This window comes from Sphingobacterium ginsenosidimutans (assembly GCF_039536865.1).
Taxonomy (GTDB): Bacteria; Bacteroidota; Bacteroidia; order Sphingobacteriales; family Sphingobacteriaceae; genus Sphingobacterium; species Sphingobacterium detergens.
This window is the reverse complement of sequence record NZ_BAAAZK010000007.1, coordinates 352919-379112: the sequence shown is the minus strand read 5'-3', so window position 1 is coordinate 379112 and position 26194 is coordinate 352919. Positions and strand designations below refer to the sequence as shown.

Here is a 26194-nt window from a genome sequence, read left to right as displayed (position 1 = left end):
TGCATCTTCTGAATCAATAGTCAGTCTGCATAGAGATGGGTAATCGTTGTCATAAAAATTAGGAAATACCAGGAAGATAGCAAAATCTAAAAGATTAAGCTACATGTTGACTGTAATAGTCCGAAAAGAAAGATAATTTTTTTCAAAATAAAAGGTGATACTTTGACCACAATTGGTACATTGTTATAAAAGATAATTATACTATGCACAGTATTAGTAATTCAAATCGAGCCATGAGGCGACAGACGCTTATAATGGATCTGTATAAAAGTGCATTTCCAGCAGTCGCCAAATATGTCAGTCGTATGGGAGGAAACTTTGATGAAGCCAAGGATGTATTTCAAGACGCCTTGGTGGTATATTATGAAAAGACTACGCAGACTCCAACTGTATTGACGAATGATATTGGATATCTAGTCGGTACAGCCAAAAACCTCTGGTTGAAACGTTATTATCAAACGAGCCAGAACCTACCCTTAGATCATATTGAAATCCCATTAGCGAACGATGAGTCTCCTTCAAGTAAACGACTGCTTCGCTTCCTGGAGACTGCAGGACGCAAATGTATGGATTTATTAAAAAGCTTTTACTATGACCAGATGTCACTTCAAGAGATCGCAGATGAATTCGGGTATTCAGGAACCCGCAGTGCTACTGTTCAAAAATACAAATGCTTAGAGAAAGTGAGAGAAACTGTTAAAGAAAAATCCTTGGTTTATGACGACTTCATGGAATGAAACCCAACAGATAGAAACTCATCTCCTAGGCACAAACCATCCTAGTGAAATATTGCTTTTCGAAGCCCATTTGTTGCTGGACGAGGAATTGGCGGAGAAAGTAATCATGCAACAAAAAGCTTACGAAGCCATACAAGGATATGGTCGCAAGCAGTTAAAAAGTGAAATTGAAGCTATACATCAAACACTATTTACACAACCCAAATACATACGTTTTAGCCAAAAAGTAATGCGGCTGTTTAGAAAACCATAAATCTCCAAAATCATGAATATTGACAAAAATGAGTTCCGCAAATTTGCGGCCGGGCACTGCTATGTCCCAAAAGAAAGGGTAGATAATTACATTGCACATATTGAAAGCTCCAGTATCCCCCATGCAATGACACCCTATATTACCGAGGAACGCGAGTTGCGAGTATCACAGATGGATGTTTTCTCCAGGTTAATGATCGACCGTATTATATTTATGGGAGCTCCTGTCGAACCCAATATTGCAAATATCGTACAAGCCCAACTATTGTTCCTTCAGTCCGTTGACCCCAAAAAAGATATTCACATGTATATTAACTCTCCAGGCGGTGAAGTTTATGCTGGACTTGGTATCTACGATACCATGCAATTAATTAGTCCGGATGTTGCCACAATCTGTACCGGCATGGCCCTTTCTTTCGGTGCAATATTACTTTGTGGTGGCGCTAAGGGCAAACGAAGCGCGCTGACGCATGCACGTGTCATGTTGCACCAACCGTTAGGAGGTGTGCAAGGACAGGCATCAGATATTGAAATTACTGCCAATCAAGTTTTAAAAATAAAAAAAGAACTTTATGATATTATTGCCAAGCATAGCGGCCAAAGCTATCAGAAAGTTCACGATGTTAGTGACAGAGATCATTGGATGGTCGCAGCCGAAGCAAAAGAATTTGGAATAATAGACGAAGTTTTGACCTAATGAGCTCTAAGTCATTGATAGTATACAATCGTTATTGGCAATTTCCAGTCAATAACGATTATTATATTAGCTAGCGAAGGTATATAATTAGCTTTTCCACATCTATATTCAAATCAGCTATCTATTACTTTTCTAAGCTTCTTTCTGAACACTAGAAATTCAACAACAGTACATAGTAAATAGATTATTGAAAAGTATAACAGTATTTTTAATGGAATCAGTGTTACACTATATTGGTAAATATCAACCAAAACAGTGACAGTTAGAAAAACAACACACAAAAACGGAATTCCTGAAAATGTCAATAAGGACAAAAAATAACTGTTTCTAATTTTTTCAATTTGATTTAGAAAAAACAACAAGGTACTAACGCAAATAGCAACAACATATAGCATTGAAAACCCAAGACTTAGAAACAAATCCATAATAATAAGAAAACTATCAAAAAGAGTTGTACCGGCAGGCTCTAATCCACCAATAACAATTCTATAAAAGATAAATAATATAACACATAGTAGAAGATTAAACAGCGAAAACCTAAAGATAATTTTTTTCATATATTTCCAAGTATACATTCAAAATATGAACCTCCGTTAAGTAGTTTCAATCATTTCTATGACTTTTTTCAAAGCGTTGATCACAGATTAACGTTAAATTCAATTTAAAACTACGTTATTTTTCACCACAACGAACCACAATCTTATATTTGATGTATAGCGTTTCGTTCTTATGACATGACTATTCGTCCCATCCCATCTTCAGACTCTTCCATATAATCAGTATATGGTTCACACTGTAATTCAATAGAAGTATCCACAAATTCTTCCTGAAACCTAATTATTTCGTCTTTAGAAAAAACAATGAGTATCTCTTTCAGCTTTTCCCTACGAAGTACTGCCTTTTCTACTATGTCCCGAAACTATTCAGATGTTTCACTATTTTCCACTTATATATTTATCGCAAATCAATTCTAATCATTTATTCAAGCGCTCTATCATTCGTTTGCTATCGAATTTCTTGGTACAGGTAGCTCCGATGTCTTATTTACGCTTGTAGCGCTGTTTGTCCTTTTGTCTTTCTGAATTCAGTCAAGCTCATTACATGCCGCTTTTTAAAGAATTTATTGAGATGGCTTTCGTCGGAAAATCCAAATTCGGAAACAATTTCATTAACCCGCATATCGCTGAAAAGAAGCCTATGCTCAATCAATCTTATTTTATAATTCAAGATATAATGCTGGATAGTTTCACCACATTGCTTTTTAAAGTAGCTACCGAGATAGCTTTCAGAGAAACCAAATTTTTGTGCTATGGAAGAAACCTTTAGCAGCGCTGGATCATGGATGTTTCCTTGGATATAATTAATGATATCCAAGGCCCTCTTGTCTGTATTCGAGGCTACATGCTCTACTCTCATCTTTGAAATATTGCGTGCAGCAATTACAATAATAGCATTCACATAGTGTAGTGTCAGCTCTTCATGAAAGAGGTCTGGATGATTGATATTATGAAGAAGCGACGATACAATCGAATCAACCAAAATAACATCAGGTTTATTCTGTAAGATGCAGCCCGACAAATAGGAAGCACCGTATAATAGGCACTCCATAGAATTAATACTGTTCCATTTGTAATCCTTAACATAACGTTCGCTAAACTTGATAAGCAAAAGTTCCGTTTTCTCGACAACTTCCAAATAGTGCTGATCATTTGGTGTAAGGAGGATCAGGCTGCCTTCGCTGTATGAGGCTGTATTGTTATTTATCTTAAGGAATCCTTTTCCGCAAATCACATATATGATTTGAAAAAAAGAGAACTGATTGTCTTTTAGTGGACAGTTTACCTCCTTATGATGTTCTACTTTGACAAGTTGGTCGATATTCTCACGTTTCATCATGTAAAAATACCTATTTATCATTAAAATATACTGATTTTTCAGAATTTTTCTGTTCAAATTTGCTATACATAAATTTTAGACATCAATGAAAAATTCAATCTACGTCCTGGCCTTGGGCGCCTTTGGCATAATCACCACTGAATTTGGGATAGTTGGCATCCTTCCGACAATTAGTCGGCAATTCCACGTATCGATAGATACTGCGGGGTGGTTGCTTAGTGCTTTTGCCATAACTGTCGCAGTCTCCTCTCCTTTTATCACTTCATTCACGACCAAAATAAATCGAAAACTCCTTTTGTGTTTGGTCATGAGCATATTCGTTTTCTCAAACTTAATCTCAGCATTTTCGTCAAATTTCTCGGTACTCATGGTCGCCCGTATACTACCAGCCATTTTACATCCCCTATTCTGGAATATCTCTATTGCCATAGCTTTTAAAAACAGTGGTGCAAAAGGTGTTTCTACAGTGATGTTAGGGCTAAGCTTAGCTACAGTATTAGGTATTCCATTAACGACCTATGCTGTAGATCTCTTCCACAATTGGCAGGCTTCGTTCTTCCTCAGTAGCGCAATCAGTTTGATTGCCTTTATCGGTCTATTACTCTTCATACCTTCGATCCCTGCAGATAACACAAAATCTGCACAGAATCAGATGTCTGTTCTAAAAAGCCCGCAATTGTGGCTCAATCTGATTTCTACCATTTGTACATTAGCAGCAATGTTTTCTAGTTATACTTATCTTACCGCCTATCTTGAGCAAATTACAAAAATGGATGGAGCACAGATCAGTATCATGTTGCTTCTTTTTGGTGGCATGGGAACTTTAGGAAACTGGCTTATGGGATTAGCCCTGAATAGAAATGTGCTATTGACTGCAAGACTATTTTTGGCTTCTTTAATTACAGTACAGGTTTTAGCTTACTACCTTGGTGGAATCTTCACGCCAATGGTCGTTATTGTTTCCCTTTGGGGAATGATTCATACGGGAGGCTTTTTAGTTTCAAATATTAGAACGACACAGTCTGTTCCTCATCATGCCTTAGAATTTGTCAATAGCTTACTTACTTCATCATTCAATATTGGCATATCCTTAGGTGCATTTCTCGGTGGAATAATAAGTGCATATTACGGAGTTCATTATGTTTTATGGGTAAGTATTCTGTTGCTCGCTGTAACATTCGCTATGAGTTTCGTCAGTTTTCCAAAAGAAAATACAGAAAGTGAAGAGACAATGCACGCAAAACTTGCTCCATCGGTCTGTGAATAAACGTTGAAACGATATCAGCTGCTTTGTGGTGTAACTTAAGCAACCTCCGGCAACGGAAAGGTTGCTTTTGTGTATTCTAACATAATTTAATAAAAGAATTGTTATAGAAATAAACGACAATAGAAAGCACAATCGATACTTTATAAAACAAACACAAAATTTACACGACGCAATTACTACTATCTTAAATTTGCTATTTTTATCCCTATGGAAGAATCGTTGAAACAACTCTTTAAGGAAAAAATATACTCATATCATAAAATTTCACAAGTTTCATTTGAGAATCTTTTAAAAATAGCAACAGTTGTGAACCTCGAAAGAAATCAAGTACTTGTGCAACAGGGTTCCATTGGGCGGGAGTTTTGCTTTTTGCACACAGGTTATTTAAGAGCATATATAAGTGATGAAAAGGGACAAATTTATAACAAGAATATTGCCGTTGGGGGTGACTTTGTCGCATCCACAGTTTCCTGCATTCTAAATCGTCCCTCAAAATTTACCCTTCAAGCCATAACCCACTGTTCATTATTGAGTCTTTCCTATAAAAAGTTCAGAGAACTGCTTTTCCAAACAGACGACCTAAAATCCTTTTATATTCATTATCTTGAAAAGAACTGGGTCATCGATAAAGAAGAACGAGAAGTATCCATCGTCATGGAGGAAGCTCAAATTAGATATGAGAAATTTTTAAAACGTCATTCTAATATAGAGAATTACGTACCCTTACGGGATATCGCTTCCCATCTCGGTATTACCCCCACTCAGCTTAGCAGAATTCGTAAGCAGTTAAAATAATATTTTTATCAACATATGTAAAGCACTATGCGATCTCAGTCTTATAACTTTGATTTATAAAATAACAAAAGAAAATATTTCATGAATTATATGTCAAGGGATATGATACGTAAGAGTCTAAATTCAGAATTCGATACGATCTACGAAATTATTAACGATGCATCTACAGCTTACAAGGGTAAGATACCTGAAGACCGGTGGAAAGAGCCTTATATGGATGAACACGAGTTGCGGGAACAAATTGCTGATGGGGTTGAATTTTGGTGCTATCACAAAGATAACACTATACTTGGTGTAATGGGGATTCAACACAAATCAGATGTGACCCTAATCCGCCACGCATATGTGAGGACGACAGCCCGAAACAATGGAATTGGTGGCAAATTGTTAAAACACCTTTCAACACTTACAAATAAGCCCATCCTAATTGGCACTTGGGCTAATGCCAATTGGGTAATTGGTTTCTATGTAAAAAACGGCTTTCGTCAAGTTAGCCATATAGAAAAAGAAGAATTACTGCGGAAATATTGGAATATCCCCTTGCGACAAATTGAGACATCAGTCGTTCTTGTCAGCTCAGATTTTGATAGTAAGTTAGCGTTATGAGGCATCGTACTGGCTTTAAAGCATGAAATCATGAATATTGGTATACACTGACCGTCTCCAGTATGCGACCATCTCACATCATCAAATTTGCCAGGTTTCATCGTAAGATGAAACCTGGCTCCGTCGGTAACAGCTAATTTTTAACTGGGTCTAAAGAGATTAGCCCTATTGATCCTTGATAACAGGCGTTACTATCATATTTGTCCATAAATACGAATCTAGACTTATCAATTTCCCTATATTTCTTTATAATACGGTTTAATTTTGCTGTCACTATTGAATCTTCCATTGCTGGGCTATGGCGATCTCCAACCTCCGATCTGAAACTGTAAACACTAAAAATGGATTTACCCATAAGGAACAAACCTATTAACGGAACAAGAAAATATCTTTTTGGCATTGTTATGTATTTTATATGTTCAAATCTTAGACAAGCATGTGCTTATCTCGAATTGTTTAGCCAAACTTAAAAGGTACTGGTATCTTGTTGAAAAAATAGTGACTAGTTGCGACGATTTAATGACGAAATAAGTTTATCAAAAAATGCAGGAGATCATACCAAATGGAGCTTATTTGATAAAATTATTGAAGATGAATAGAATTTAGCCCAAATTGAATTCTTGAAAATTTTAAAAATCACTCAAATTCCCAATCGTATAAAAGATAAAATTATGAAAACGCTACTTGAGACTATTAATCATACTGAAGACTATGATATTAAATGCTATGTAACTATTACAATTTCAACTTTTATTGAATATTCCCAGATACGAGTAGAAAGCCCTTTCAATATATCGGTTATTGGTCAACAAAATTTATTTTCACTTATTGTATTTATGCTTAAATTAATGTTATATTTATGTTAATTCCGAAAACAATAATAAATTATGGCAAAATCTGCGAAAATTCAATCTCCTAAAAAAGAATTAAAAAATCAAGTAATTATTCATCTACAGGGTGCAATCGAGTATTTGCGTGCCCATTTAAGCGAAAAGGAGTTTCGTAACCGGATAGAAAAAACCGCCAAATTATTGACAGAAGGTATTAAAAGTAAGGATTTAAAGAAAAAAAGCGTTAAGTCAGCAAAAGAAAAACTTATAAAAAAAGAACTTGTTGTTGATAAGAGTAAGTCTACTCCTATCAAAGAAAATACACCTAAAGCATCAGCTAAAAAAACACTAATTAAAGATGCTCAACCAGTTACTAAAACGACAAACGTAGATAATCAACAACCTAAAGTCGCTCAAACAGCAGTCAAAAATACACCTAGTTCAACCAAACAACAGCCTAAGCCCGCACCAACAAAAACAATATCACCGGCTCCTAAAACAACTGCAGTTAAATCACCCGCCAAAAGCAGGGTCACCAAAGTTGTGCAAACAGCAGCCAAAAATACCCTTAGTTCAACCGAACAACAGTCTAAGGTCGCGCCTACAAAAATAACTTCACCAGCTCCTAAAACAGCTGCAGTTAAATCACCCGCCAAAAGCAGGGCCCCAAAAGTTGTGCAAACAGCAGCCAAAAATACCGAAGATACTAAAGCAACATAATTTACCTCTTATTTCCAGTGATATTCAAATAGGTCCGATCTGTATTACTTCTTAAAATCAAATTTTGGGTGATATAAACCCTTGGTGAGAAGGACTACATCATTAAATAGATTTTTCAATTCGGCTGTATTTTTTTCCAAGGATTTTATATCCAAAGTCAAAATAGCATTCACTTTATTTTCAAGATTTTGAGGCGTAATTTTTGCCTTTGAAAGCAATTGGATGGCATACTTGTCGCTGATAGGATATGTTTCATTTAATGCAAACAATGTTTCCACCAAACTTTTCAATATACGGGCAAAGCTTCCCGACAGATTGTACATGTCTTTGTTTGAAGTGAAGCCATCAAGATGCGCCAATGTAAATTCTGCTGACCAGAGAGCCCTATTTATCACACTTTCTTTTAATGCCTGGGGATATTTTGTGGCCAGCCGCTTTAACCGATTTATAATACCTTTTGCATCATACAAAGGAATACAAGCAATACATTCTGCTAAATAAATCATTGATGTAAATCCATAAGGTGGCTGTTGTTCATAATGGTTTTCCCATTTGCCCACTTGTGCTTCGTCAATCGTATTTTCAATCTGATTTATATTTCTATATAAAAGATCTACTTTTCCTACTTCTGTATGCATCCAAGCGCCACCGTTTACCCATGGTCCCCATTCATAAAAACCAACGACTACCGGAGTATCATCCATTGTGTATTTTTTCACAAATTCTCTGATGCCTTGGATTGAAAAAGGCTGCTTTTCGTTATAATAAATGGCTATATCAATATCGGAGTTTTCATTTACTCTTCCCGTCGCATGTGATCCCCCCAATGCAATCGCCTCAATGTGTTCTATCGCGCTTAGATCATCAACAAAGCGTTCAATAAAATGTCTCTTCCTATCTGTCAAACTTATGATATCTTTCACTATGTACTTCATCTAACTCATTATTTTTTTAATCTCAAATGTGAATGTAAACAGTTCGTTACCAGACAATAAAGGTATATACTTTATTCTAATATAACTTTTACGCCATCACCGAATAAAATATATACCTTAATCTAAAATTCACTTGCTGCTACTTTCTAAATAGCGCCTTTTTGAGCGCTAGCGCGCCCTGTTCTGTTGAAAGCTTCACTGCTTCGATATGATCCAAAGGATTCAATAATCCATAGTCATGAATAAACCCATTATAAGTTTGAATAGTAGTTGGGACACCTGCTTCATCTAATTTTCTAGCATAGGCTAATCCCTCGTCAAACAGGATATCGTTTTCCGCTAGCTGCACCAATGCCGGCGGAAGTCCCTTCAACTGTTCTATAGAAGCATTGAAAGGTGTTGCATAATATTCTTTACGTTTTGCGGTATCCGGTAGATAATTCGCCCACATCCACTTCATTAACGGCGCTGTAAGAAATCGTCCTTCAGCATATTTCTGCCAAGACTCACGAGAGAAATCGGCATCTGTGACCGGCCATAACAACAATTGAAATTTTATCTCTGGACCAGCTTTGTCCTTGGCCATTAGACAGAGAACAGCAGTCATATTGCCACCAACACTATTTCCGGCAGCAGCCAAATTTTGACCATCTACACCAATTTCAGCGCCATTTTCAGAGACCCATTTCGTAGCGGCATATATTTGGTTGATAGCAACAGGGTATTGGGCTTCAGGCGAAGGCGTATAATCTGTAAACACTGCAGCTGCACCGCTATTTACCACTAAATCCCGTACTAATCTCCGATGTGTTGGATAATCTCCTAATATCCAACCGCCGCCGTGCGTAAACATAAATACGGGAAGGTTTTCGGAAGCAGCATTTGTTGGTTTTACAATATGTATATTCACTGTAAATCCGTCCTGCGTAATTTCTCTTTCTGTTTCGGTAATACCAGAATAGTCGACTTTTACTGATTTTTGTGCATCGACTAGTACTTGTCTTGCCTCTTCGGGTGTCAATGTTTCTAATGGTTTACCGCCGCTATTATTTAGCGCTTTCAAAAATTCTCGGATATCCAAAAGGATTTGCGGATCGTTTTCCGCTTTCATGTTCTGTGCCATAATTAGAATTTTAATGATTAACGTAACTATTGTAGCTCGTTGAGTTCAATTTATTAATTTATTTCCCCTCAAGTTGTCGGACAACAATCTTGGCCATCTCCTTGGAACTAAAAGGATTCTGTCCTGTGATAAGGTGGCCATCGACTTCTACGTTTGAAGTCATCGGGATAAACGCCTTTTTAAGATTCGCTCCACGTGCCTTGATAGCCGCTTCAAGATTAAACGGTACTTTTTTCTTTCTACCAGCAATTGTTTCTTCAAACCAGTCAAAGCCAGTAATTGTTTTTCCTTTGATCAGATATTCGCCATTGGAAAGCTTGACATTAAGTAGTCCCCCTACACCATGGCAAATCGCAGCAACATTTTTCCCACTTTCGTACTGTGTCTTAATGATCGATTGTATTGTTAAATCATCCGGAAAATCATACATCGTACCATGCCCCCCCGCAAGATAGATCAAATCGTAATCTTCATCTGCGACTTCGGTCAATCGCTTACTATTATTCAACAATTTTCGGAAACTGTCCTCATTCCAATATCTTTTAGAAGTTTGATCAAGTGTAAAATGCTTGAGGCTTTCGGGATCGACGGGAATATCACCTCCTTTAGGGCTCGCAATCGTAACCGTGTAGCCCCGCTCCTTCGCAGCATGATACAAATGGGTCAGCTCACTCAACCATAAACCGGTTGCTAGCTTACTATTTGCATATACACCAACATTGGTCACAATAATTAAGATTTTCAGCATGCTCATCTTTATTTCCTTTAGTATAACAAAGTTCTCTAGAAACAGTTGAAATGAAGTAACCGAAATAAGGAAAGTTGTAGCCTAATCTCTGTAACAGGCACTAATTAAATGATACCCTAAATTCTAATGGAGAAATCGAGGTACGGCTTTTAAATAAGCGATGAAAAGATTGCGGATGTTCAAAGCCCAAATGGTATGCAATTTCGGAAACAGACATCTCGGTGGTTGAGAGCAATTCTTTCGCTTTTTCAACAAGCCGATTCTGAATATGCTGTTGTGTTGTTTGTCCAGTTTGAACCCGAAGCATATCACTGAGATAGTTTGCACTGAGATTCAATTGTGCTGCAATAGAATGAACACTGGGGATCCCATTTTCAATCAATTTATCATTCTTGAAATAATCATCCAATAAGATTTCCAGTTTAGAAAGTAGATCGTTGTTTGCTTTTTTTCTTGTCAGAAATTGACGGTTATAAAAACGGTCACAATATTTTAATAAGAGGTCAAGATTAGAGATTAGCAAATCTTGTGTGAACGCATCCATATTCGTATCTATTTCCTTTTCAATATTGTTTATAATATCTGTAATGGATTTTTCCTCCTTATCCGAAAGATACAAAGCTTCATTTGCTGTATAGGAAAAGTATCCATATGCTCCTACCTGGGATGCTAATGTATATCCATGTAGGAAATCTGGATGAACAACCAGAACAAAGCCTTGAACACCGTTCAATAGTACATCTTTAAATCGCAATACCTGATGTGGAGCGATAAAATACATGATACCCTCATCAAAATCATAATATTGTTGACCATACCTGCATTTTCCTCCTGCACAGTCTTTCTTTAAAGCAATAACATAAAAATCTGTCGTCACCGCGCTGAGAATAGTTTCTGATTCTAGCCTGACCTGATCAAAATTAAATACACTGATCAATGGATTTGAAGGTTTTGTCAATCCCAAAAATTGATGCAGTGTGCTAATTGATGAAACCTTCTCCGGGGTTTTCATGTGTTCATTGTCGAGTTTACATACGAATTTACTTATTATATTTTGATTGTGAGCTGTTCATTTTTATCAAACTGATGCCCTGATGGTATGATGTTACCTGAAACTCCGGAAATCTGTTCCGAAATTTTGAATCATCGAATATATTGTCATATTCATATCTTGGAAGAAGTTCAAGTAGCTCTTTTAATCGCTTATTAAATAGTGCTCCTATCTTAAATACAAACCTTGGCACAACGGCATACTGTAGTTCCTTATTGTAAATACCAGACGCGATACGAATAAACTCCTTGTAGGTAGGGTGTTTTTTGTCAACAGGAAGATGCCAGGTCTGGCCAAATGCATCAGGTGTATTTCCAATCAAAGCCGTTGCTCGACTTGCATCTGGTGTCCATATTAGACTTCTTTTCTTACCATCGCTCAATGGTACCCTGAGTTTCTTATCTTCCTTAATATTGTTAAAAATGAGGGTGTTGGTAATGCTCTGGGTTTTATCTGGTCCATAAAACTCAGGTGCCCGACATATAACTGCGTCTAGTTCACCGGATTCGATTTCACTTAATACCATTTCGGCCATTTTCCTTCTTACATTCCCTTTTCTTCCTACTGGAGCAAATGCCGTTTCTTCAGTTAAAGCATGATCATTCTGAGGATACATGTAAGTGTTATCAAAAAATACAAGTTTTGTTCCATTGATCTTACAAGCGTCAATCACGTTCCTTAAAATAAGGGGAAACTGTTCTTCCCACAATGCCGAATTAATCGGAAGACCTAATGTAAAATAGGCAATTTTACTTCCTCTCACTGCTTCAACTGCTTCCTCGTATACGGAAAGATCGGCTGAAAATACCTCGTCCGTATCATTTACCTTTTTTGCATTTCTGCTGACAATGCGAATAGCTGAAGTAAAGTTTTTCTTAAGCTCCCTTGCCAGTTCTTCGCCAATCTGTCCATTGGCACCTAATATTGTTTGCATATTATTTTGTTTTACCTATAGACACAAAGTTCTGAAGAACTGTAATAATCAGTGTAACTCAATTAGGGAAATCTGTAACAGAATCTCTGCTATTTATAAGTACCTAAGGCATAATCCTAAAAATAGGATAAAGAAGGTGTGACTTTTCATAATAGTTTGAATGTTTGTATACCCAATCTAACTGTGCTTTTCCGTCAGCAGCAAATTTTGGATTGCTTGCTTTCTCTTTATCAAATGCAGATTTTAGATCTTTATCTTCTTTTAAAAGTTTAGCAGCAGTATCTTCAAAAACATAGGCCGAATAGTATTCTTTTTGGCCTAAAATCGCATCAAAGAAATTCCAGTTGAAATAGGAATCAATCGCTTCTGGTTCGAGTGTTTCCAAAAGAAACTTTACCCCCTCTTGATTCAGCGGGACTAAGCAGTCCCCAGCTCTGAACTTAATTTTCTTCAATTCTTTGAGTACGCGAGTATCATAATGGAGATAATGTCCCTCATAGGGGCTTGAAGTTGTCTTAAAATCTTTGATCTTATATTGTTCGACAGTAATAATAGAATCCTTTTGTATTGGATTCAATTTAATCTGATTGAGTTTCAATAAATCAAGAACTTTCCATTCGGATTGTGGAATCACATAATACTTTGGTATAGTAATCTCTTTGGTCGGGATATAGCTGTTATACAATTTAACTTGTTTTGAAAATTTGGCATTTCGGTCATACCATAATCTACTTTCTGAGGAAACTTCACTCGGCTTATATTTAGCCTCAAAACCTTTAAAATCGATGTTTTCATATTTTGTAGAATCGAGTTTCCACATAATGGGATATCTATTCCCTATACGATACTGTTTGAGATTTTCTATTCTTTTTTGTCGGATAGCTTTATGGTTCTCATCAATAAATTTGAGGTTATATAGCATATAATCATATGTTGCCTTTACCCGTTCTTTATAAGGTTTCAACATATGTGTTTCCACGACGGTACCAATTACATTGAATAGACTTGTATAGCCGGTTGCATATCGTGGCGAATCCATAAAAACTGGAAAACCACCATCGGGAACATCATTATGAATATTGACATAAGGGACGGAAATAAAACCGTCATTTTCAAGATCCATAAGCAGTTTTCGTTGCATATGACCATTAAAATAGTCTCCTAACTCCTTTCCCAAACGCTCTTTATTGGTAGAAATATAGGTGAACGTATATTGATAATCTGCACCATTACTGACATGGTTGTCAATAAACACATCCGGTTTTATCCATTGAAAAATCTGCTGAAAACTCCTCGAATTTCTGGTATCTGTTTTTATAAAATCCCTATTTAAATCGTAATTTCTAGCGTTTCCACGAAATCCATACTCCTCTGGCCCGTTTTGATTCGCCCTAGAAAAACCATTTCGGTTTAACATTCCACTTATATTATAGCTAGCTATGGCAGCGATAATTACATTTTTAGGTGCTATTATTTTTCCTGTCGCCAAATCTCTCATCAGCATCATTGTTGCGTCGATTCCATCTGGCTCACCTGGATGAATCCCGTTATTGATAAACAACACTGACTTGTCTTTTCTTGATCCTTCCAAAGTTTGTTCTGAAGGGTTGAAAATCACTACATCAATCGGAGCCTTATTATCGTCCTCCCCCCTTGTTTCATAACTGATCGCTGGAAATTGCCTTGACAATCCCCGATAGAATTCACGCATTTCCTCATAAGTAGTGGATTGATTGCCATTACCTTTTTCGTACGGCGTAAGATTTTGAGAATAGAGTGTATTAGAAATCAGTAAAAGGAATAAAATTGGAAGTTTTTTCATGAGATCAATTTATAAGATCTAATTTAGAAAAAACTTATTGAAATCTATGTCTTATGAACGGTAGTCGAAAAACTACTGAGAATCATTTTTATTAGTATTAATGATCTTCTATCGCTGTGCATTTCATACGTGGAAAACCTAAAGAAGCCAATAAAAGAAAAGTAAACGTGACGTAGAATAGCAAGTTCATTACACCCTGATAATTGCCGACTACCGTAAGCCCAAAGCATGAGATAACTGACAGCAGAACCATATAGATGATAGGCCCTGTATAGTGAATACAAAAATAGTATGTATTCACATCCTATAATTATGAAGATTATTAAAACAGAATGAAAATTATCTCTAAATTACTTTTTTCATTTGTGTTTTCGCTACTTAACTGCAGCTCCTAATAAAACTGAAGGCTTCTTCATAAGATCATTTTATTCACCTAAATAAATTATTCAAGTCAATTTCCTTCGAACTATAGCTGAAACAAAATTGTACACTGCGTTACCAAAGGTAAATCGCTATTACTTCCGATCCCTCTTATTGGAAAAAGCAAATTCTTCCCATAATCTGTTGACTGCCATTATTGACAACCTTTTTTTGTCCGATGCGATGAGGATACGATAGCGAAATGTAACTGAATTGCCCTTTTCCAATCTTAAATTCAAGACTTCATTTCCATTACTAAAAACTTTTTGTCCGAGCGGATTGGCTGCAAATAAACCATAGCCCCGTGCATGCCAATAGGTCGGATAACCGACATTATCTGGATTGTCCATGATCACAATGCTAATAGTATCCTTTCCCTTTTGTCCATAAAGCATACACCATTTCCCACGCGTACCCCAAGCATCATCATCCACCTTATTCTCACTTGTTATGTAATGGCCTATGGTATTACTCTCAGAATTACCCTTAATTGTTGTTACAGAACCATGCATATCTGTAAACTGCCGTTCTTCTTTGGAAGGCAATTCCAGTTCATGTGCCACGCGCAAGCCTAATAGCCCATCCTTAACATCGGCAAAAGAAACAGCTTCCATAGCAGTAAATGTTGTCGTCCGGTCGATGACTCGAAAGTTGGTCGTTGCCGTAAAAGTAAATGCCGTATGCTCTTTCAATAGCACATGTTTTTTAATGTCGCACCAGTCTGCCGTGTATTTTATGACACCTGCTGTACCGCTTTTAGTTTCGGAAATGGCCGTTGTTTTTATCCAGCCATATTTGTTTTTCTTAATTTCGGGTATGGCAGACGAGTTATTCCAAAAATCAAGACCATTGACACTTTCATAGTTCATCCACAAGCCTATATGATGGGGGTGATCCGTTGGTTCATTAGGACGTGGGGCCAATGGAAACCCTCGGGTAATAACTTCGCCATTGGCTGCAAAAATCGGATACAATGTAGGTTTTTCCAAATTATCTGGATAGATAAACGCGGTGAAGGGGCTATCATCTGCCATAACGATAATTTCTTTACGTGCACTGTCTTCCCGAACGGTTATGAATTGCTTTTTTTGGGCGGAGACTATGGGTATAATGGCCGCCAGAAATAGCGTAAATGAGAGTATTTTTTTCATTTTTTTGATTGATCTGAATTAAACCCCGCTAATATTTGAATACTTTTCCTCCCGCAATCACTTCTTGTTGCTTATCGTCGAAAATAACCCTTTCGCCTGTCCTGTAGGCCGCATTTGCCATAATAACTGCAATAGAATGGTTGTACCCCGCTTCAATTGGTGCGTTGGGTTCTTTACGGTTGCGGACACATTCCATCCAGTTGCGTATATGTGCCATGGTGACAACATCCCCACCGGTATTCGCCGCTGTACCAACACGGATATTATTCAGACTAATATCCGGCAATAAATTTGCCTTCATTCCCATTGCACGAGCGTACTCTTCAGTCAGACCACCTGTAGCTGAGATGTTATTGGTATCCAAATTGAGCGTTCCGCCGTTGCTGTAATAAATTTCCTTCACCTCCTCCCCGTTCAGGACGCCTGAATTTGTCTGCCTGGATTTAAACAATACCTGAAATCCTTTAGTCAGATCGTCTAATGGACCGTAATCAAATACAGCAGTAAAGGTATCCGCATTTTCTCTTCCATCTTTCCAAAGATAGTTTCCTCCATTTACAACTACACTACGTGGGTGTGGTAAACCTGTAAACCAATGCACTGTATCAATCTGATGGCATAGCCATTGTCCGGGAATACCAGATGAATAGGGCCAAAATAATCGATACTCCAGATAATGTCTGGCATTGAAAGGTTCATACGGGCGATTAAGCAAAAAGCGTTTCCAGTCAGTATCTTCCTCTTTTAGCTTCGCCACTAGATCAGGTCTACGCCATCGTCCCGGCTGATTTACGTTCCAAGTGAGTTCAACCATGACAATATCTCCAAATTTTCCGCTTTTAATAAAATCATTTGCGGCAAAGTAATTTAAACCGCTCCGACGTTGTGAACCGATCTGCACGATCCTCTTACTATCTTTAACGGCCTTTAGTACTGCACGTGCATCTTCCATCGTATCGGCTAATGGTTTTTCGACATAGACATCTTTACCAGCATGAACAGCTTCTATCGTATGTATAGCATGCTGAAAGTCGGAAGTTGAAACAAATACAGCGTCAATATCCTTGATGTCGTACATGGCCTCATTATTTAGACATGGTTTAATGGCATGTCCTAACTTTTGTTTCCAGAAGTCAGCACCTTCCTCTCGGCGCAACTTCCAGATATCGCTTACAGCAATAATATCAAAATTCAAATCTTTATAAGCCGCGAGAAACGAAGGTGCATGTGCCCCTTTATGTCTATCTGAAAATCCAACCACTCCAATATTGATGCGATCATTTGCACCAATAATCCGTCGATAACTTGAAGCACTGAAAGCATGTGTTCCTGTATACATACTGGCTCCCAGCAATCCCGCTTTTTTAATAAAATCTCTACGTGAATTAATCATTTTTATAGTTTTAGTTAGTTAACAAAAGAATATTTTTGGTGTTTTGTTTTCTTTTGACAACATACTGCTTATTCAAAATGTAACAAATAGTATTTTTTTTTAGCTAAAATTCCCCAATCAGCATGGACCACATAGATCGGAGAAATATTAGCAAGCATAGACAGTCAGCCCACCCCATGCCTGCGGTTACCTGCCTTTAGCTATTTCGATTTCCAAACCGCGGATACTTTTATACAAACATACAAAAGAAATACTCAGAAATCTATGTATTTTATGTTAATATAATTTTAGTATTTAACAATATCTGTTTATATTTAAAACAAACCTGACAACATTTAATTAAATACTAAATGAAAAAAATAATCCCGGAAGAAGAACTGATTACAATCGGAAGGATGCAAAAGGATCCTTTTATAATGGCAATCGAAGAAAAAATAGCCTGGAAAAAAGACCTAGGACAAAATATCCGCCGTCATCTGTTCTCACAGCAATTACCTTTGATCTATCATAAGAACGGACAAATGATTGCTGAGTACTTGGATGGGACAATTCAATTTATCTGAATATGGCAACAATCTACGTAATAGCGGGACCACCAAACATTGGAAAAAGCACTTGTGGGCCATATTTTATACCCGAAGGCATTAAAATACTTGATGCCGATCTCACTATACAGCGTTATCGCGAGCTCGGAATAATGAATGGATACAAACGGTTCGAGAAAATGTTGCAGGATATGCTTCTAGCTAATCAGGATTTTGCAATAGAAATCAATTTAGGATTGAAAAAACATTTCGACCTGTTGAGACAAATAAAAGCTTTCCACCCTGATAATAGAATCGAAATATTATTTTTCTATACGGACAATCTCGACATTTGTCTGGCTCGGGCACAAAATCGGAAGAGTAGCCAAATACCTCGCAGTTTAGAAAATATTGAGGATTTATACATTCGGGCACTCCCACTCCTGAAACGCAATTTGGATATTTTCGATACATTAAAAGGAGTAGATGTGCGGGAAAACCACATAGAGCCCGAAATTATTTTTCAATATCAATATGCTTCAGCAGATATTGAAGTATCCGAAAAACTCCCACAATGGGCCCGATAATAAAAATGAAATTTTATTTGTGTTGTAGCTGAATTTTATTTTACCTTTGCAATCATCAGATGATATGACTATATGAAAAATGAACACATCGTACGAAGATCCTTGGCTGAAGAAGTCGCTGCCGCAATTGAAGAAAAAATCAAATTGGGTAATTTTCCGGTGGATTCAAAACTCCCTACTGAGCCCGAGTTGATGAAACAATTTGCTGTTGGAAGATCTACAATTCGGGAAGCAATAAAGTATTTAAGTCAATCTGGTTATCTAAATGTACAACAAGGTTTGGGAACATTTATCAAAAGTGTGACCGGACACCATGCACTTGATGCAAAAATTGAAAAAGGTAATTTTAACGATATTTTCGAGGTTAGACACGTTCTGGAATTGAAAATCATTGAAAAAGCCGCAATAAATCGTAGCGCAAAAGGTTTGAAAGATATGGCTCTTGCGCTTAAAAATAGAGCAAAATATGCCATTAGCGGAGATCTTATCGCTTGTGTAGAAGCAGATATCGCTTTTCATAGCGCAATCGCCGAATCTTGTGGAAATAATATTCTAACAGCGTTATACAATACCTTATCGGTTCACGTGAATAAATTTTTTATGGAAATCTATAAGGATACAACACCCTTCATTGCATCACAAAAGCAACATGAGGAGCTGATGGAAGCTATTAAAGATAAAAACATCCAACAAGCTGTTGCCGTCGCAAATCAAATTATCCAACATAAATAATTTTTAAAAGCTTTTGTAATAAAAATCACGAAAACCAAACAATAATAAATAATGTCACAAAACATCAGATGACCTGATGTATTAATTTATGAAAACAGAATCTTTAAAAGCAGATGGTTCTTGGAATAGTTCCCAGACGGTCTACCCTATTTTATTTGCAATTAGTATTTCTCATCTATTGAATGATCTTATTCAATCAGTTATTCCAGCTGTTTATCCGCTGTTAAAATCTAATTATGCTCTTAGCTTTACGCAAATTGGCTTTATCACCCTAGTATTTCAACTGACAGCTTCCATTCTGCAACCTTTTGTTGGACTTTACACGGATAAGAATCCTACGCCAAGATCCTTGGCTATCGGAATGTTGTTTTCCCTCGCCGGTTTGCTTTGTATTGCCTTTGCTTCCAATTTTATCTATATCTTGCTTTCAGTGAGCCTGATCGGCATGGGATCTTCTATTTTTCATCCCGAGGCCTCCCGTGTTGCACACTTAGCTTCTGGTGGCAAAAAAGGATTGGCGCAATCAATTTTTCAGGTCGGTGGAAACGCAGGTGGTGCAATTGGTCCTCTCCTAGCTGCGCTGATTGTTATCCCATTTGGCCAACAATACATCGGCGTTTTTGGTGTATTGGCCATTCTAGCCATTTTAATTCTTACCTATGTCGGAAATTGGTATCAATTGCATCTTAAACCAAAAGCTACGGTCAGCGCACTCAATGCGACACAGGTAAAATCGAGTTTTTCCAGATCTAAAATCATCTTTGCTCTAGTTATCCTGTTGATTCTTATATTTTCAAAGTATTTCTATATGGCGTCTATGACCAGCTATTTTACATTTTATCTTATCGATAAGTTTGGCATTACTGTACAAGAATCACAAATTTATCTTTTTGTTTTTCTTGCATCCGTAGCGGTTGGAACAATACTCGGTGGCCCATTAGGCGATCGATACGGCCGTAAACTCATTATTTGGGTTTCAATACTTGGTGCGGCGCCCTTTACATTACTTTTGCCACATGTGGGGCTGACATTAACAATGATACTGTCTATTCTGATCGGACTGATTATATCTTCTGCTTTCTCTGCTATATTGGTTTACGCTACGGAATTGATTCCGGGAAAAGTAGGCATGATCGCTGGACTCTTCTTTGGACTTGCCTTTGGGATGGGGGGAATTGGTTCTGCCATTTTGGGATGGCTCGCAGATAGAACTTCCATTGAACACGTCTTTAACATCTGCGCCTATCTTCCATTGATCGGTATTGCGACGGGCTTATTACCCAATATTGAACGTCAGAAAAAGGCCTGATAAAAAAACATCTCTCCGATAATTACCGGAGAGATGTTTCTAAAGATATCAATATCCCGGATTCTGAATAAGCTGTGTATTTCTATTTATTTCATCACGATGTAAAGAAGTAAAATACATCTTATCATCCCAGTTTCTATTTTCGATTCCTGGATCAATATTACTTACAAAATATTTGTAATTATAATTGCTCGGATCATATTTATACAATGTCACTGTCTTATTGTCTTTTAGCGTTCCTGTGATATTGATGATGTTGGCTTTACGTCCTATCGTTTCTGCTGCGATCATCCAGCGTCTTGCATCAAAAAAACGATGCTCTTCATAAGCCAATTCAATTCGGCGCTCATTCCGGTAGCGGTTTTTGAGTGCTGCCCCTGTCTCTTCAACTGCGATTGCAGGCATTCCTGCTCTGAATCGAATTCTATTTAACCAAGTTCTTGCTTCCGCCTCTTCGCCTAATTCGATACAGGCCTCCACATAGTTTAATACAGCTTCAGTATAACGCAACATCGGCCAGGGAATACGTTGTCTTGTATTTTGATCTTCCTGAGCAGGATCAGGATCAACAAACTTCCGCATATAATACCCCGTTCTTGAGCCATTCCAGTCTTCAACAGGACTTTTTCTAGTGTCTAAACCAAAATGCGTGACTTTACTACCTTGCGCATTAACAATTTCATATTGACCGGTTTGGATCTGATTGCTGGGATCTCTTTTTGTCACATCGGCTGTCCTTGGTTTCCAGTCGGAACCATCGTATAGAATTGTTGCCTTCAATCTCGGATCACGGTTTTGATAGGGAGCCGCAGCCATGGCAGCATTTGACCAATCAAATTTTTGCCCCTTATCCGTCTCATAATCATCAACAAGCAATTGAATAGGTGTATTTCCCGCCCAGTTGTGATAACCATTTGGCCCATTATCACGTCCAACCCATCCACCGCGTTCGTCTTTTTCATTAATGAAAAAACGGCCCAAAATAATATCTTTTGCCCCTGCAGCATCTGCCATTTTACTTCCACCCCCTAGCGACAAAGCCATATAGTTTGCCGTTCCCTCTGTTGCCGATACGGGCTTGGTCATATCCAGTTTATAGGCAAAACTGGCCCGATCCAAGACTGCTTTTGCCGCTTCCTTTGCTTTTTTCCAGCGCTCAGTCTGGCTACCACTGGTATACATCAAATATTCCGGTTTTGTATATGCTTTCAAAAGTGCCGATTTCGCACCGGCCTTATTAGCATCATGAAGATCACTCGCGGCATATAACAATACACGTGATTTTAGTGCCAAAGCTGCTGCTTCACTTGCCCTCCCTTTGGCTGGTGTTATATCCTTTAAAAGTAGCGCTGCGCTATCTAGATCTTTGACGATCGCATCGACACATTCAGCGTAGCTATTTCTAGGCTTCATAAAATCCTTATCATTTAAGGTATAGATCTTATTATCTACGGGTACACCACCATAGAAACGTAAGAGTTGCTGATAATAATATCCACGCAAGAAATACGCCTCCCCTAATATTTTATTTGCTTTTACTTGATCAAATTTTGCCTGTCTCAAATTTGAAATAGCAATATTGCTTGCCCGAATACGTACATACATACGTCCATATTCATAGGTATCCATGATATAGCCTTGATCAGCTGGATTGGACCGTGATTCAGTTACTGTATTAATCCCACGATTTGGGTGAGTGAATAGTGCTTCATCTGTCATAGAAGCCATCTCTTGTTCGTAGAAACCGCCCACACCAAAACCATTGTATATTTCAACCACAAAAGCATCTGACAGTCCTGGATCAGACCACACCAGTTCGTTAGGAACTTCACTAAGCGGCTTTGTATTCACAAAATCGTCGTTACATGACTGGAGTCCGGCCGATAATACAAGTATAGATAGTGATATATTTACAATTTTTTTCATTTTCTTATCTGATTTATTTTTCTGAGAATAAATTTCCAATGGCTATTCGTTGTACCCAAAACCTATTGGTCCATAAGTACGGACAACTAGCCTTTCTTTATTTTCATAATTTTATACTACTTAAAACGATAACAACACCCCTGCATTCAGTAATCTCGCCTGTGGATAATATTGTCCCAGTGCGTTTACAGCCTCTGGATCGTACATCTTTAGCTTACTCCAAGTGACTAAATTCATACCATTCGCATACACACGCAATGAACCAATACCAATTTTATCGCAGATTGTTGATGGAAGGTTGTATCCCAATTCTACATTTTTTAGGCGTAGGTAATCGGTGCTCCGCATCCAATATGTATTATTGTACGAGTAATATTGGTTACTCCGATCCGTTAGTCGAGGGTATTCACTGCTCGGATTAGTTATGCTCCACCGTTTATCGTAGAATTCTTCCAGAAAATTACCAATAGAACCCGATTCATCTGTACCAACACGAATTTCTCCGCCTGTTGCTCCTTGGAACAAAACAGACAAATCAAAATCCTTATAGCTCAAACTAAAATTAAATCCTCCTTGGAATGTTGGGTCACTATTTTTATCTCTTCTTACTTTATCATCCGGTGTGATTTTCCCGTCGCCATTATGGTCTTTGTATTTCATATCACCCGGACGTAAAGTTTTGGTAATGGCACTATAATCAAGTTTATTGGCAGCGATATCATCCATATCTCGAAATACTCCGTCATATACATAATAGATATCTGTTTTGATAGGCTTGCCTGTACTTTGCTGCCAAGCAGGAGCACCTGGAGCCTCATCCCAGAAAATAATTTTATTCTTCGCATATCCCCCATTGACTCCGACTGTATATCCAAGTTCACCGACTTTACCCTTATAACCGAGATTAAATTCCCAGCCTTTATTATCCACCTTACCAATATTTTCAGCTGGTAGAGTCATACCGGTACTTTGCGGAACAGAAGCATTTTTTCGCCATAGAATGGAATTCCGGCGATTTTTGAAGATATCAAATTCAAAATTTAACTTACCCTGTAAAAATTGGAAATCAAAGCCCAAATTATAATTATTGGCAACCTCCCAGGTAACCATTTCATTTGGTACACGGCTCTCAAACAATGTTTTGGCTAGCTTGTCATCCACAACATAGGTTCCAAATGAATAGGTAGAAAAGTATTGATATTCTTGCAGTTTATCTTCCCAATAAATATTGTCATTCCCCATTTGCCCATAAGAGGCACGAATTTTAAAATAGTTGATGACTGGGATATTTTCCTTCCAGAAATTCTCTTCCGATACCACCCAACCAGCCATTGCACCAGGGAAAAATCCAAAACGTTCACTTTCAGGGAACATATAGGAGCCATCATAGCGCCAGAGAAACTCCGCAATATATTTACTTTTATAGTTGTAACCGAAACGGCCAAAATAATTTAACCGCGCTCTTTTCCAAGCTGTTCCGTCGTTATTTTTCTCTTGTTCTCCACCTGCAAATAGGTAATCTATACTATTTGAGAGGAAGTAACGCCTATAGGCACTAAACTTGTCGTTATCCGTCGTCTCTCTGTTCACCCCAGCAATAGCGTTTACTTGATGGTCTCCAAATTTTCGGTCAAAACTTAAAATCCCCCCTAATAGAATATTGAGCTGATCTTCATTACTTTGATTTAGGTTTGGATCCGCTGGGCCACGTCGGCCAGCTTGCAATAGTGGCGTCTTACCATCCGCTTCGTAAGCACCCGGCCAGGAATACAATGTCCAAGGAGTACCCCAGGTCTTCTGGTTTTTTACGTACTTATCAACAGAAGCATTTAATGTTAGTTTAAGCCCTTCTACCCATGGATTTGTGATATCCACTTGTCCATTTGTCTGGAAGTAATATCGCTTATCCCGATCATATCCGGTGGCATTCGTTGTAATAACGACAGGATTTTCGCCATTCTCAATATCAGGTCCCGGTTTTCCATTTGGCCATATCGCTGGTTGAGTAGGGTTTCCGCGCATCAACATACGAAAAATAGTTCCTGCACTTTTTGTCGGAAAGTTACGGTTTTCCTGCCTCCCCAAGACACCAAACTGCGTTTTGATGTATTGACTTATGTTTGCGTCAAGGTTAATACGTAAATCATACTGTTTGTAACCGGTTGCAGAATTTTTGTAATAAGCATCTTGATTTTGGTAACCCAATGACAATAGATATTTAACATCTTCTGTTCCTCCATTAATCTGGAGATTATGACGTTGTTGAGGAGACCAATCTTTCAATGTAGATTTATACCAGTCTGTATTCGGATGTCCCCAAGGATCTGAACCATCTTTAAATTTCTGAATATCGTCAGGTTTAAAAGGTGCTCCCAACACTGTTCCATCCTTTTTGGTATAAGATCCTGTACCATTTATAGCGGTTAATGCTGCTGACCATTCATCTACAGGTAAGTTATAGATTTCAAGCTCATTACGAATTTCCGCAAACTGTGTAGCGTCTGTCAATTTGGGAATTACCGTTGGTTGAGAATACCCTTGATTGAAGGTATAAGAAAACTGTGGCTTACCGGTTTTCCCCCGACGTGTTGTCACGAGGATAACGCCATTCGCTGCCCTTGCACCATAAATTGCTGCTGAAGCATCTTTTAGAACAGAAATGTTTTCAATATCGCGGGGGTTAAGCCGCTCGATTCCCCCTTCACGGGCCGGAACACCGTCAATAACCACTAATGGGCTACTATTCCCTAAGGTATTTGTACCACGGATCTTGATCGTGGATCCATCATTTCCGGGCTCCGCACTACCATTTGTAGCAATAACCCCAGGAATTCTTCCCGTCATTGCATTGGAAATGTTCAATGCCGGTGACTGGGCAAGATCACTCCCCTTAACTGTAGCTACTGCACCGGTTACTGTTTCCTTCCGCTGTTTACCATAACCAACCACAATGACTTCATCCAAGCTGGATTGAGAATTTAGCAGTGTTACATCTATGGCACGTCGTCCATTGATCACTTCATCCATAGTCTGTTTACCAACCATGCGAAAATTGACCGTACTATTGGGCGGAATTTTGTCCAATTTGTAGCGACCCTCATTGTCCGTTTTTGTCACCAAATTAGTTCCATTAACCGAAACGGTTACTCCAGAAATTGGCATTCCTGATTCATCTCGCACGATACCAGTGACACTTAATTCTTGTTGAAAGAGATTTCCGTAAGACGCTAGGCTTACAGCATCTACAGTTTGGGGGCTCAGTGCGACGATTGAACACAGTGATCCTGTCCAAAACGCTCTCTTCCATTGATTTGAGAAATAATGGCAATTAATCATAAAAACTGTTTAATGGTTTAAATTGTATGTTTATTAGTTATTTATTTGCTTTCACAAGATACTCGGTTTAGGATCTTATCAAAGGCGGTTTATAATTGAATTTTGAATAGATGAAAATACAAAAATAAATAAACAATGCAAGTGTTATTTTAACACTATTTAAAAATACACAAGCAGACAACTCATTTACAAGTCATTAAAAGAAAATATATGGATCGCTACAGCTTGATAATACCGGGTAAAATCGATCTGGTTGAAGCTGTACAATAACCAATTTATAGTTATATAGCCCCCTATTTGGTAGTTTCAAAAAAATATCGTCTAAATACATAGACGTCTGATCTTTTACTTAAAAATAGAACAGTTATATTTTGAAAAAATCACATGATAAGTTTTAATTATA

At 37.8% G+C, this 26194-nt stretch carries 22 protein-coding genes; 11 read left to right on the top strand and 11 right to left on the bottom strand.

The features are described 5' to 3' along the window. Window positions 1-203: 203 nt before the first annotated feature. The 3 genes from ABFX33_RS13905 to ABFX33_RS13895 are packed head-to-tail and all read left to right on the top strand — an operon-like array spanning window position 204 to window position 1686. Window positions 204-737 (top strand): RNA polymerase sigma factor, encoded by a 534-nt coding sequence (locus ABFX33_RS13905; RefSeq protein ID WP_257090269.1) that lies wholly within the window; start codon window positions 204-206, stop codon window positions 735-737. Beyond that, window positions 718-990, top strand: a complete 273-nt coding sequence (locus tag ABFX33_RS13900) for a hypothetical protein (RefSeq protein ID WP_257090268.1) — start codon at window positions 718-720, stop codon at window positions 988-990. Before ABFX33_RS13905 ends, ABFX33_RS13900 begins: the two co-directional genes overlap by 20 nt. Window positions 991-1002: 12 nt before the next feature. Next, the gene (locus tag ABFX33_RS13895; RefSeq protein WP_346086491.1) at window positions 1003-1686 is read left to right on the top strand and encodes an ATP-dependent Clp protease proteolytic subunit; all 684 of its coding nucleotides are present in this window, start codon (window positions 1003-1005) and stop codon (window positions 1684-1686) included. 1044 nt (window positions 1687-2730) lie between these two features. Here ABFX33_RS13895 and ABFX33_RS13890 read toward each other — a convergent pair. After that, window positions 2731-3582, bottom strand: a complete 852-nt coding sequence (locus tag ABFX33_RS13890; protein WP_257090267.1) for an AraC family transcriptional regulator — start codon at window positions 3580-3582, stop codon at window positions 2731-2733. An 85-nt stretch (window positions 3583-3667) separates the two neighbouring features. Between ABFX33_RS13890 and ABFX33_RS13885 the strand changes: the two genes are divergently transcribed. From ABFX33_RS13885 to ABFX33_RS13870, 4 genes are all read left to right on the top strand, one after another. Further along, window positions 3668-4849 carry an MFS transporter gene (locus ABFX33_RS13885; RefSeq protein ID WP_257090266.1) on the top strand — a complete coding sequence of 394 codons (1182 nt, stop codon included), beginning with the start codon at window positions 3668-3670 and terminating at the stop codon, window positions 4847-4849. Between the two features lie 207 nt (window positions 4850-5056). After that, window positions 5057-5644 (top strand): Crp/Fnr family transcriptional regulator, encoded by a 588-nt coding sequence (locus tag ABFX33_RS13880; protein ID WP_346086490.1) that lies wholly within the window; start codon window positions 5057-5059, stop codon window positions 5642-5644. Window positions 5645-5746: 102 nt separating this feature from the next. Then, a complete protein-coding gene (locus tag ABFX33_RS13875; RefSeq protein WP_346086489.1) occupies window positions 5747-6250 on the top strand; it encodes a GNAT family N-acetyltransferase in 504 nt (167 codons plus the stop codon). A gap of 887 nt (window positions 6251-7137) precedes the next feature. After that, a complete protein-coding gene (locus ABFX33_RS13870; protein ID WP_346086488.1) occupies window positions 7138-7800 on the top strand; it encodes a hypothetical protein in 663 nt (220 codons plus the stop codon). 44 nt (window positions 7801-7844) lie between these two features. On the opposite strand, the gene ABFX33_RS13865 is transcribed toward ABFX33_RS13870, so the two are convergent. From ABFX33_RS13865 to ABFX33_RS13830, 8 genes are all read right to left on the bottom strand, one after another. Next, a complete protein-coding gene (locus ABFX33_RS13865; protein ID WP_346086487.1) occupies window positions 7845-8735 on the bottom strand; it encodes a nucleotidyltransferase domain-containing protein in 891 nt (296 codons plus the stop codon). A gap of 139 nt (window positions 8736-8874) precedes the next feature. Continuing rightward, window positions 8875-9858, bottom strand: coding sequence for an alpha/beta hydrolase (locus tag ABFX33_RS13860; protein ID WP_257090259.1), 984 nt, complete (start codon window positions 9856-9858; stop codon window positions 8875-8877). Between the two features lie 58 nt (window positions 9859-9916). Further along, window positions 9917-10612 carry a type 1 glutamine amidotransferase domain-containing protein gene (locus ABFX33_RS13855; protein WP_346086486.1) on the bottom strand — a complete coding sequence of 232 codons (696 nt, stop codon included), beginning with the start codon at window positions 10610-10612 and terminating at the stop codon, window positions 9917-9919. 94 nt (window positions 10613-10706) lie between these two features. Continuing rightward, window positions 10707-11618, bottom strand: coding sequence for a helix-turn-helix domain-containing protein (locus ABFX33_RS13850; protein ID WP_346086485.1), 912 nt, complete (start codon window positions 11616-11618; stop codon window positions 10707-10709). Window positions 11619-11646: 28 nt separating this feature from the next. Then, window positions 11647-12591, bottom strand: coding sequence for an NAD-dependent epimerase/dehydratase family protein (locus tag ABFX33_RS13845; RefSeq protein WP_346086484.1), 945 nt, complete (start codon window positions 12589-12591; stop codon window positions 11647-11649). A 103-nt stretch (window positions 12592-12694) separates the two neighbouring features. Next, a complete protein-coding gene (locus tag ABFX33_RS13840; protein ID WP_346086483.1) occupies window positions 12695-14413 on the bottom strand; it encodes a M14 family metallopeptidase in 1719 nt (572 codons plus the stop codon). A 515-nt stretch (window positions 14414-14928) separates the two neighbouring features. Further along, entirely contained in the window at window positions 14929-15984 is a 1056-nt protein-coding gene (locus tag ABFX33_RS13835) for a DUF6807 domain-containing protein (RefSeq protein WP_120257819.1), read from the bottom strand. A gap of 28 nt (window positions 15985-16012) precedes the next feature. Continuing rightward, on the bottom strand, window positions 16013-17377 hold the full coding sequence (locus ABFX33_RS13830) for a Gfo/Idh/MocA family protein (protein WP_346086482.1): 1365 nt from the start codon (window positions 17375-17377) through the stop codon (window positions 16013-16015). Window positions 17378-17727: 350 nt separating this feature from the next. Here ABFX33_RS13830 and ABFX33_RS13825 point away from each other — a divergent pair, with 350 nt between their 5' ends. From ABFX33_RS13825 to ABFX33_RS13810, 4 genes are all read left to right on the top strand, one after another. Continuing rightward, complete coding sequence (locus ABFX33_RS13825) at window positions 17728-17940, top strand: hypothetical protein (protein WP_346086481.1); 213 nt, start codon at window positions 17728-17730, stop codon at window positions 17938-17940. A 2-nt stretch (window positions 17941-17942) separates the two neighbouring features. Further along, window positions 17943-18488 carry a hypothetical protein gene (locus ABFX33_RS13820; RefSeq protein WP_346086480.1) on the top strand — a complete coding sequence of 182 codons (546 nt, stop codon included), beginning with the start codon at window positions 17943-17945 and terminating at the stop codon, window positions 18486-18488. 72 nt (window positions 18489-18560) lie between these two features. Next, on the top strand, window positions 18561-19220 hold the full coding sequence (locus tag ABFX33_RS13815) for a FadR/GntR family transcriptional regulator (RefSeq protein WP_346086479.1): 660 nt from the start codon (window positions 18561-18563) through the stop codon (window positions 19218-19220). A gap of 88 nt (window positions 19221-19308) precedes the next feature. After that, window positions 19309-20529, top strand: a complete 1221-nt coding sequence (locus ABFX33_RS13810; RefSeq protein WP_346086478.1) for an MFS transporter — start codon at window positions 19309-19311, stop codon at window positions 20527-20529. 48 nt (window positions 20530-20577) lie between these two features. Here ABFX33_RS13810 and ABFX33_RS13805 read toward each other — a convergent pair whose 3' ends face one another. Beyond that, window positions 20578-22455 (bottom strand): RagB/SusD family nutrient uptake outer membrane protein, encoded by a 1878-nt coding sequence (locus tag ABFX33_RS13805; protein ID WP_346086477.1) that lies wholly within the window; start codon window positions 22453-22455, stop codon window positions 20578-20580. A gap of 120 nt (window positions 22456-22575) precedes the next feature. After that, window positions 22576-25791: a SusC/RagA family TonB-linked outer membrane protein gene (locus ABFX33_RS13800; RefSeq protein ID WP_346086476.1), complete on the bottom strand. Its 3216-nt coding sequence runs from the start codon at window positions 25789-25791 to the stop codon at window positions 22576-22578. Between the last annotated feature and the right edge of the window lie 403 nt (window positions 25792-26194).

Coding starts and splice junctions, on each gene's coding strand:
- ABFX33_RS13905 (WP_257090269.1), top strand. CDS start 204: ATGCACAGTATTAGTAATTCAAATCGAGCCATGAGGCGACAGACGCTT.
- ABFX33_RS13900 (WP_257090268.1), top strand. CDS start 718: ATGACGACTTCATGGAATGAAACCCAACAGATAGAAACTCATCTCCTA.
- ABFX33_RS13895 (WP_346086491.1), top strand. CDS start 1,003: ATGAATATTGACAAAAATGAGTTCCGCAAATTTGCGGCCGGGCACTGC.
- ABFX33_RS13890 (WP_257090267.1), bottom strand. CDS start 3,582: ATGATGAAACGTGAGAATATCGACCAACTTGTCAAAGTAGAACATCAT.
- ABFX33_RS13885 (WP_257090266.1), top strand. CDS start 3,668: ATGAAAAATTCAATCTACGTCCTGGCCTTGGGCGCCTTTGGCATAATC.
- ABFX33_RS13880 (WP_346086490.1), top strand. CDS start 5,057: ATGGAAGAATCGTTGAAACAACTCTTTAAGGAAAAAATATACTCATAT.
- ABFX33_RS13875 (WP_346086489.1), top strand. CDS start 5,747: ATGATACGTAAGAGTCTAAATTCAGAATTCGATACGATCTACGAAATT.
- ABFX33_RS13870 (WP_346086488.1), top strand. CDS start 7,138: ATGGCAAAATCTGCGAAAATTCAATCTCCTAAAAAAGAATTAAAAAAT.
- ABFX33_RS13865 (WP_346086487.1), bottom strand. CDS start 8,735: ATGAAGTACATAGTGAAAGATATCATAAGTTTGACAGATAGGAAGAGA.
- ABFX33_RS13860 (WP_257090259.1), bottom strand. CDS start 9,858: ATGGCACAGAACATGAAAGCGGAAAACGATCCGCAAATCCTTTTGGAT.
- ABFX33_RS13855 (WP_346086486.1), bottom strand. CDS start 10,612: ATGAGCATGCTGAAAATCTTAATTATTGTGACCAATGTTGGTGTATAT.
- ABFX33_RS13850 (WP_346086485.1), bottom strand. CDS start 11,618: ATGAAAACCCCGGAGAAGGTTTCATCAATTAGCACACTGCATCAATTT.
- ABFX33_RS13845 (WP_346086484.1), bottom strand. CDS start 12,591: ATGCAAACAATATTAGGTGCCAATGGACAGATTGGCGAAGAACTGGCA.
- ABFX33_RS13840 (WP_346086483.1), bottom strand. CDS start 14,413: ATGAAAAAACTTCCAATTTTATTCCTTTTACTGATTTCTAATACACTC.
- ABFX33_RS13835 (WP_120257819.1), bottom strand. CDS start 15,984: ATGAAAAAAATACTCTCATTTACGCTATTTCTGGCGGCCATTATACCC.
- ABFX33_RS13830 (WP_346086482.1), bottom strand. CDS start 17,377: ATGATTAATTCACGTAGAGATTTTATTAAAAAAGCGGGATTGCTGGGA.
- ABFX33_RS13825 (WP_346086481.1), top strand. CDS start 17,728: ATGAAAAAAATAATCCCGGAAGAAGAACTGATTACAATCGGAAGGATG.
- ABFX33_RS13820 (WP_346086480.1), top strand. CDS start 17,943: ATGGCAACAATCTACGTAATAGCGGGACCACCAAACATTGGAAAAAGC.
- ABFX33_RS13815 (WP_346086479.1), top strand. CDS start 18,561: ATGAAAAATGAACACATCGTACGAAGATCCTTGGCTGAAGAAGTCGCT.
- ABFX33_RS13810 (WP_346086478.1), top strand. CDS start 19,309: ATGAAAACAGAATCTTTAAAAGCAGATGGTTCTTGGAATAGTTCCCAG.
- ABFX33_RS13805 (WP_346086477.1), bottom strand. CDS start 22,455: ATGAAAAAAATTGTAAATATATCACTATCTATACTTGTATTATCGGCC.
- ABFX33_RS13800 (WP_346086476.1), bottom strand. CDS start 25,791: ATGATTAATTGCCATTATTTCTCAAATCAATGGAAGAGAGCGTTTTGG.